We start from the raw sequence: 7778 nt of genomic DNA, 5'->3' as shown, positions 1-7778 counted from the left end.
GCCCATGGCGCCACGCATCTGCTGGCCGCGCCCGGCGAGTTGGCGGCGCTCTCCACCCAGGCGGCGCGGCGGCCCTATGCCGCGCTGCGCTTCGCTGGCAGCCCCGGTGCCGCCGAGGCACCCGGCCTGCCGCTGCGCGAAACCTGGGGCAATGCCGAGACCCAGGGCCTCTTCGCCCTGCGGGACGAAAGCGGCTTCCGCCCCGTCCACCCCGCCGCCCTGCGGCTGGAAGGCGAGGCGCTGGAGATCCAGGCCCCGAGCCTGCTGTCCGGCTATTGCGGCGAGGCCGAGGCGCTGACCCCCGATGGCTTCCTGCGCACCGGCCAGCCCGCCGCGCTGGCGGGCGAGGCCTTCATCCCCAGCGGCCCCCGCCCGGATGGCTGCTTCCACCGTGACGGCATGCTGGTGACGCCGGCGGCGCTGGCGCGCTTCCTGGCCCGCCAGCCCGGCGTGGAGGAAGCGGTGGTGGGCGCCGGGCCGGATGGCGCCCTGGTGGGCTTCATCCGCGCCCTGCCCGATGCCACGCCGGATGTGGCGGCGCTGCTGGAAGCCTGCCGCGAGGCCCTGGCGGTGCCCGGCCAGCCCGCCCGCATCGACTTGGTGCGGGAACTGCCCGCCGACCCGGCCGCCGCCGCCAGCCAGCCCGGCGCATGAGGAAGCCGCCCCCGCCACCCATGGCCAGCCGCCGGGCTGGGGCGTAACCTTCCGGCCGTGTCGCAGGAAACCCCGCCTCCCGAATCCGCCGAGCCTCCGGGCCGGAACCCCGACCCCCGCGTGGTCGCGGCCATCGTGGCCAGCGCGCTCTTCATGCAGAACCTGGACAGCACGGTGGTGGCCACCGCCTTGCCCTCCATGGCGCGTGACCTGGGCGAGGACCCGTTGGTGATGGGTGTCGCCATCACCTCCTACCTGGTGGCGCTGACGGTCTTCATCCCGCTCTCGGGCTGGATGGCGGATCGCTTCGGGGCCAAGCAGGTCTTCATGGCGGCCATCGCCACCTTCACCACCGCCTCGGTCTTCTGCGGCCTCTCCCAGGGGCTGGCGGAGATGGTGGCGGCGCGAGTGCTGCAAGGCCTGGGCGGCGCCATGATGGTGCCGGTGGGGCGGCTGCTGCTGCTGCGCCGGGTCAAGAAAAGCGAATTGCTGACCGCCACCACCTGGCTCTCCATGCCCGCCCTGCTGGGGCCGGTGATGGGCCCGCCGGTGGGCGGCTTCCTGACCGACTTCGTTTCCTGGCGCGCCGTCTTCTGGATCAATGTGCCGGTGGGCATCCTGGGGCTGCTGCTGGTCTGGCGCATCATCCCGCCGCTGCCGCGCATTGTCCCGCCGCCGCCGGATGTGCCGGGGCTGGCGCTGGTGGGCGGCGCCCTGGCCGCCCTGATGTTCGCCTTCGAGACCCTGGGCCGCGGGCTGGTGCCCAATGGGGTGGCGCTGGGCATGCTGGCGCTGGGCGCGGCCCTGGCGGTGCTGGCGGTGCGGCATTGCCTGCGGGCGCGCAATCCGGCGATCGATTTCTCGTTGCTTGCCATCCCGGCCTTCAATGTCACGGTGGTGGCGGGCACGGTCTTCCGCGTCGGCGCCAGCATGGTGCCCTTCCTGGTGCCGATGTCGCTGCAGCTTGGCTTCGGCGCCAGCGCGGCGCAGAGCGGCATGATCAGCTTCGCCACCGCGCTGGGCGCCTTCGCCATGAAGCCCATGGCGCAGACGGCGCTGCGCTGGGTCGGCTTCCGCAACGTGATGGTCTGGAACGCGGTGATCGCCGGCCTGCTGGTGATGGCCTGCGCCGCCTTCCGCCCCGGCTGGCCGATCCCGGTGATCTTCGCGGTGCTGCTGGTGGGCGGGCTGTTCCGCTCCCTGCATTTCACCACCACCAATACCCTGGCCTATGCCGATGTGCCGCAGCCCAAGCTTTCGGCGGCCACCAGCTTCTATGGCACGGCGCAGCAGCTGCCCGGCGCGGTGGGCGTGGCGCTGGCGGCGGCGGCCCTGCAAGCCAGCGTGGCCCTGGCCGAGCGCCCGGCCGCGACCATGGCGGATTTCTCCGTGGGCTTCCTGCTGGGCGGGCTGCTGATGCTGATCTCCGGCCCCATGTCCATGCGCCTGCCGCCGGATGCCGGCGAGGGCGTGGTGGCCGGCCGCCGGCGCGGCTGAGGCCGCTCCTTCCACAGGGGCATGCCTGCGCTGCCGCCGGGGAGCCGGGGGCCAAGGGAACCGAGCCGGACCATCTCCCCTGACGCATGCGGGGCTGCCTGCTCCGGCAGGCAGCCCCGCATGTCGCATGGCCGGAAGGCGGAGGCCGAGCCCGCCTGGCCGAAGGGATTACTCGGCCGGTGCCATCGCCTCTTCCGCCGGGGTGCGGCGGGTGAAGCGGCGGGACAGGCCCTCGAAGAACAGGAAGAGCACGGGCGTGACGAAGAGCGTCAGCGCCTGGGACACCGCCAGCCCGCCCAGCACGGCCAGGCCCAGCGGCTGGCGCAGCTCGGCCGCCGTGCCCCAGCCGGCCGCGATGGGCACGATGCCGGCGGCGGCCGCCAGCGTCGTCATCATGATGGGGCGGAAGCGGACGATGGAGGCGTGATGGACGGCGGTGCGCGGGTCGTCGCCCGCCTTCATCCGCTCGATCGCCACGTCCACCACCATGATGGCGTTCTTCTTCACCAGCCCGATCAGCAGCAGCACGCCGATCACGGCGATCACCGAAAGGTCGAGGTCGAAGAGCCAAAGCGTGGCCAGCGCACCCACCGCCGCCGCCGGCAGGCCGGAGAGGATGGTGAGCGGGTGCACCAGGGATTCATAGAGCACGCCCAGCACCACATACATGATCAGGATAGCCGCGATCAGCAGCGCCCCCTGGCCGGCCAGGGCCTGCTGGAAGATCTGCGCCGTGCCGGCATAGCCGGAGACCACGGTGGGCGGCAGGCCCATCTCCTTCTCCGCCTGCGCGATGGCATTGGTGGCATCGCCCAGCGCCACGCCGGGGCTGGTGTTGAAGCCGATGGTCACCGCCGGAAGCTGGCCCTGATGCGCCACCGTCAGCGGACCGACGGTGCGGCTGAGCGTGGCGATGCCCGCCAGCGGCACCAGCCTGCCGGTGCTGGAGCGGAGATAGATCTTGGATAGCCCGCTCTCATCCTGCTGGTCGCGCGGCAGGGCTTCCAGGATCACCGAATAGCTGTCCGAGGCGCCGAAGATGGTGGAGATCTGCCGCGCGCCGAAGGCCGAGTAGAGCGCCTGCCGCACCTGGTCCACCGAGACGCCCAGCGAGGCCGCGCGGTCCCGGTCCACGTTCACGGACATGATGGGGGCGTGGAGCTGCAGGTCGGTGTTCACGTCCTGCAGCTGCGGCAGCTTGCGCAGCGCATCCTCCATGCGCTGGGCCCAGGAATACAGCTCGTCCTGCCGCAGGCCCTGCAGCGTGTACTGGTAGAGGGTGCGGGACTGGCGGGCGCCGAAGTTCAGGTTCTGGATGGGGTTGAGGAAGACGCGCATGCCGGGCTGCCCGGCGGTCTGGCGGCGCAGTTGCTGCAGCACCTCGGTCACCGGCCCGCGTTCGGCGCGCGGCTTGAGCTGCACGAACATGCGGCCCTGGTTGATGGCCTGCGTGCCGCCGCCGACGCCGAGCGAGGAATTCACCGTCTCCACCGCCGGGTGGCGGCTGATGACCTCGGCGATGCGGGCCTGCCGGACGCTCATATCCTCGAAGGAGGTGTCCTGCGGCCCCTCGGTAGAGACGCTGACGAGGCCGGTATCCTCGATCGGGAAGAAGCCCTTGGGGATGATCATGGCCAGCCAGACCGAGAGCCCGACCGAGGCGAAGAAGGCCAGCCAGACCACCGGGCGGAAACGGAGCGACAGGTCCAGCAGCCAGCCATAGCCGCCCTCGACGGCGCGGAAGCCGCGCTCCAGGAAGGCATCGAAGCGGCTGGGCTTGCTGTGGGCGGGCAGGCGGCTGGCCATCAGCGGCGTCAGCGTCAGGGACACCACGCAGGAGCAGATGACGGCCAGCGAGACGGTGGCCGCGAAGGCATTGAAGACGCGCCCCACCACACCGCCCATCAGCAGGATCGGCAGGAAGACCGCGATCAGCGAGAGGGTGATGGAGATGATGGTGAAGCCCACTTCCTTGGCGCCGCGGATGGCGGCGGCGAAGGGCTTCATGCCTTCCTCCATGTGCCGGACGATGGCTTCCAGCATCACGATGGCATCGTCCACCACCAGGCCCACGGCCAGCGTCAGGCCCAGCATGGTGATGTTGTCGATGCCGTAGCCCATGGCGTACATGGCGCCGAAGGTGCCAGCCAACGAGATGGGCACGGCGACGCCGGGGATGATGGTGGCCGTCAGCTTCCGCAGGAACAGGAAGATCACCAGCACCACCAGCCCGATGGCGATCATCAGGTGGTGCTGCACATCATGCACCGCGTCGCGGATGGAGACGGAGCGGTCCAGCATCACCGTCAGCTCGGCGCCCGGCGGCAGGGCGGCGGCGAGGCCGGGCAGGGCGGCCTTCACACCGTCCACCACCTCCACCGTATTGGCATCCGGCTGGCGCTGCACGGCGAGCGTCAGGCCGCGCTGGCCGTTCATCCAGGCGGCGCGGCGGTTGTCCTCCACCCCGTCCTGCACCCGGGCCACGTCCTGCACCCGGATGGGCGCGTTGGGCCGGCCGCCGATCACCAGCTTGCCGAATTCGGTGGCGTCCTGGAGCTGGTCATTGGCGCGCAGCGTCAATTGCTGGCGCGGGCCATCCAGCGTGCCCACCGGCGTATTGCCATTGGCGGCGGCGATGGCGCGCTGCGCCTCGTCGAAGCCGAAGCCCATGGCGGCGACGCGGTCGGGGTCGAGCTGCACGCGCACGGCGTATTTCTGCTCGCCATAGGTCATGACCTGCGCCACGCCCGGGATGCGGGACAGGGCAGGGGAGATGATGACCGAGGCGATCTCGTTCAGCCGGTAGAGCGGCACGTCGCCGCCGCGCAGGTTCAGCAGCACCACCGGCGCATCGGCCGGGTTGGACTTGCGGAAGGAGGGCGGGTTGGTCATCTCCGCCGGCAGCCGCCGCTGGGCGCGGGAAAGGGCGGATTGCACGTCCAGCGCCGCCGCGTCGATGTTGCGGCCCAGCACGAATTGCAGGGTGAGCTGCAAGGTGCCCTGGCCGCTGATCGAGCTCATCTGGTCGATGCCGGCGATGGTGGAGAATTCACGTTCCAGCGGCAGGGCCACGGAATTGGCCATGGTCTCCGGGCTGGCGCCGGGAAAGGTGGCGGAGACGGAGATGACCGGGAAATCCACCCGCGGGATGGCGGCCACCGGCATCTGGAAATAGGCCACGATGCCACCGAGGATGGTGGCCATGGCCAGAAGCCCTGTCATCACCGGGCGGCGGATGCAGAGTTCGGAAAGATGCATGGGGCGGGGGCCTCAGCTCTGCGGGCGGTTGCCGGCGGAACGGCCGCCGCCGGGAGCATTGTTGGGCCCGCGCTCCACCACCCGGGCACCGTCCGAGAGGATCTGCGCCCCCTCGATCACCACCTTGTCGCCGGCCTGGATCTCGGCGGCCAGCACCGCGCGGCCATTCACCACGCGCTTCAACTCAACCGCCTTGCGGCGGGCATGGTTCTCGGCATCCACAACATAAACGAAACGGCCATCGGCGCCGGTCTGCACCGCCTGCACCGGCACGCTCAGCGCATCGGGCTCCACGCGGGGCACCAGCACCACGTTCACGTATTGCCCTGGCCAGAGCTGGTTCTCCGGATTGGGGAAGCGCGCCTTGAGGGAAATGGTGCCGGAGGTGGTGTCCACCTGGCTGTCCACGAAGACCAGCTTGCCCTCGGCCGGCTTGTGGCGGTCGCCGGGCGCGCGGGCGGTGACATTGGGCTGGCCCTTGGCCATGGCTTCCGTGATCTCCGGCAGCCAGCGCTCCGGCACCGCGAACTGCACCTGGATCGGGTCGGTCTGGGTGATGGTGGCCAGCACCGTGCCTTCGCTGCCGCGCACCAGGTTGCCGGCATCGACGGGGAGCGCGCCCAGGCGGCCATCGGCCTCGGCGCGGATCGTGGCATAGTCGATGGTCAGGCGCGTCTGGGCCATCAGGGCCTCGGTCGCCTTCAGATTGGCATCCGCAGCGGCGGCATCGGCCTGGGCCTGCTCAAAGCGCTGGGCTGCGGCGAAGCCTTCCCCGCGCAGGGAGGCGTAGCGGGTGGCATCGGCGCGGGCACGGGTGGCCAGGGCACGGTCCCGCGCCATCTGGGCTTCCTGCTGCGCAAGCTGGGCTTCGGCCATGCGCGAATCGAGCGTGAAGAGCACCTGGCCGCGCGTGACCTGCTGGCCTTCCTGCACATGCACCTCGCGGATCTGGCCATCGACGCGGCTGCGCACCGCCACGGTGGCCTCGGCCACCACGGTGCCATTGGCGGTGATTTCCAGTGGAACCGGGCCACGCGACGCGGGGCTGGTGACCACCGGAAGCCCCTGCGGTGCCCCTTGCTGGGCCAGCGAGGGAAGCGGATGCAGGAAAAGGCCGGTGACAGCGAGGCCAGCCAGCATGGGAAACAGCGCGCGCGATGCCTTCATGCACTAGCGCATTAAGGCTCGTCCGCGCCGCAGCATAGCAGTCGTTACATTGCGTTACAATTTTGGGGCGGCACGCAATGAAACCCACTGAACCTGAAGCTTCAGCAGGGCGGGGCAAACTCAAGATATCGTGGGTGCGACGAAACCGCGGACGGCGGGCCATAGGCCCGCCCCGCGGTCATCGGCAGTCAGGTTCCGCCGGACAAGCCGGCGGCGGGACTTAGAAGCCCTCGCGCTCCAGGCGCTTGCGCTCCACCTTGCGGGCGCGGCGAACGGCCTCGGCGGCCTCGCGGGCGCGGCGCTCGGACGGCTTCTCATAGTGCCGGCGCAGCTTCATCTCACGGAAGACGCCTTCACGCTGCAGCTTCTTCTTGAGGGCCTTCAGGGCCTGATCGATATTGTTATCCCGAACGACGACCTGCACGCTGTGCGGTATCCTCTTTGCCTGAGTCCGGCAGCCGATGAATGCCGGAATGAATAAGAATGCACGTAGCACGGGGCGACCGGGCAAGCCGGGTCCGTGCGAGCGCGCCGTGTTAGCACGGGCCGTGGCCGAAGGAAAAGCCCTTCCCCGCATTGCGGGTACAACCAATTCTAGGAACGCCCATTCTCTGGGTGCAGAAGCCTTCAAACCTTATGGTGCCCCATGGCCATCCTGAAAATCGCCCGCATGGGCCACCCCGTCCTGCTCCGCCGTGCCGAGGAGGTGAAGGACCCGCATGACCCCGAGATCCGCCGCCTGCTCCGCGACATGGCCGAGACCATGCTGGATGCCGGCGGCCTCGGCCTGGCGGCGCCGCAGGTCTATGTGCCGCTGCGCATCTTTGTCTGGCGCGATGGCGGTGACGTGGCCGCGCTGATCAACCCGGAGATCGAGCTGCTGGGCGAGGCCGATTCGCTGGGCTGGGAGGGCTGCCTCTCCATCCCCGGCCTGCGCGGCGGCGTGCCGCGCGCCAGCCGCGTGGCCTTCCGTGGCCTGGATGTCGATGGCGACACGGTGGAAGGCGAGGCCGAGGGCATGCTGGCGCGCGTGATGCAGCATGAGTTCGACCATCTGAACGGCGTGCTCTATCCCATGCGCATGAGCGACTTCAGCCTCTTCGGCTTCAACGAGGAACTGGCCCGCGCCGCCGGGAGCGATGCCGCCGTCCGCACCGGCCGCCCGGCCGAGCCGCGCGAGGACGCCCGCACGTGACGGCGGC

Annotated in this window: 6 protein-coding genes; 3 read left to right on the top strand and 3 right to left on the bottom strand. The window is 70.3% G+C overall.

Translation table 11 applies throughout. The features are described from left to right. Together IBL25_RS23030 and IBL25_RS23025 are read left to right on the top strand one after the other, a co-directional pair. The coding region (locus IBL25_RS23030; protein WP_202986859.1) for an acyl-CoA synthetase family protein at window positions 1–654 on the top strand (654 nt) is incomplete at its 5' end. Window positions 655–774: 120 nt separating this feature from the next. Then, on the top strand, window positions 775–2151 hold the full coding sequence (locus IBL25_RS23025; protein WP_239416764.1) for an MFS transporter: 1377 nt from the start codon (window positions 775–777) through the stop codon (window positions 2149–2151). 168 nt (window positions 2152–2319) lie between these two features. On the opposite strand, the gene IBL25_RS23020 is transcribed toward IBL25_RS23025, so the two are convergent. The 3 genes from IBL25_RS23020 to rpsU all read right to left on the bottom strand — a co-directional run bounded on the left by IBL25_RS23020 (window position 2320) and on the right by rpsU (window position 7000). Continuing rightward, window positions 2320–5409 carry an efflux RND transporter permease subunit gene (locus tag IBL25_RS23020; protein WP_187780823.1) on the bottom strand — a complete coding sequence of 1030 codons (3090 nt, stop codon included), beginning with the start codon at window positions 5407–5409 and terminating at the stop codon, window positions 2320–2322. Between the two features lie 12 nt (window positions 5410–5421). Continuing rightward, the gene (locus IBL25_RS23015; protein WP_238940605.1) at window positions 5422–6576 is read right to left on the bottom strand and encodes an efflux RND transporter periplasmic adaptor subunit; all 1155 of its coding nucleotides are present in this window, start codon (window positions 6574–6576) and stop codon (window positions 5422–5424) included. Between the two features lie 220 nt (window positions 6577–6796). After that, entirely contained in the window at window positions 6797–7000 is a 204-nt protein-coding gene (gene rpsU / locus IBL25_RS27095) for a 30S ribosomal protein S21 (protein ID WP_007006360.1), read from the bottom strand. 222 nt (window positions 7001–7222) lie between these two features. Here rpsU and def point away from each other — a divergent pair, with 222 nt between their 5' ends. After that, window positions 7223–7771, top strand: coding sequence for a peptide deformylase (def, locus tag IBL25_RS23005; RefSeq protein WP_187780822.1), 549 nt, complete (start codon window positions 7223–7225; stop codon window positions 7769–7771). The last annotated feature ends 7 nt before the right edge of the window (window positions 7772–7778 follow it).

This window comes from Pseudoroseomonas ludipueritiae, assembly GCF_014490445.1.
GTDB classification, from domain to species: Bacteria; Pseudomonadota; Alphaproteobacteria; order Acetobacterales; family Acetobacteraceae; genus Pseudoroseomonas; species Pseudoroseomonas ludipueritiae.
Note: the sequence above shows the minus strand (reverse complement) of the source record. Positions and strands in the feature narration are given on the sequence as shown.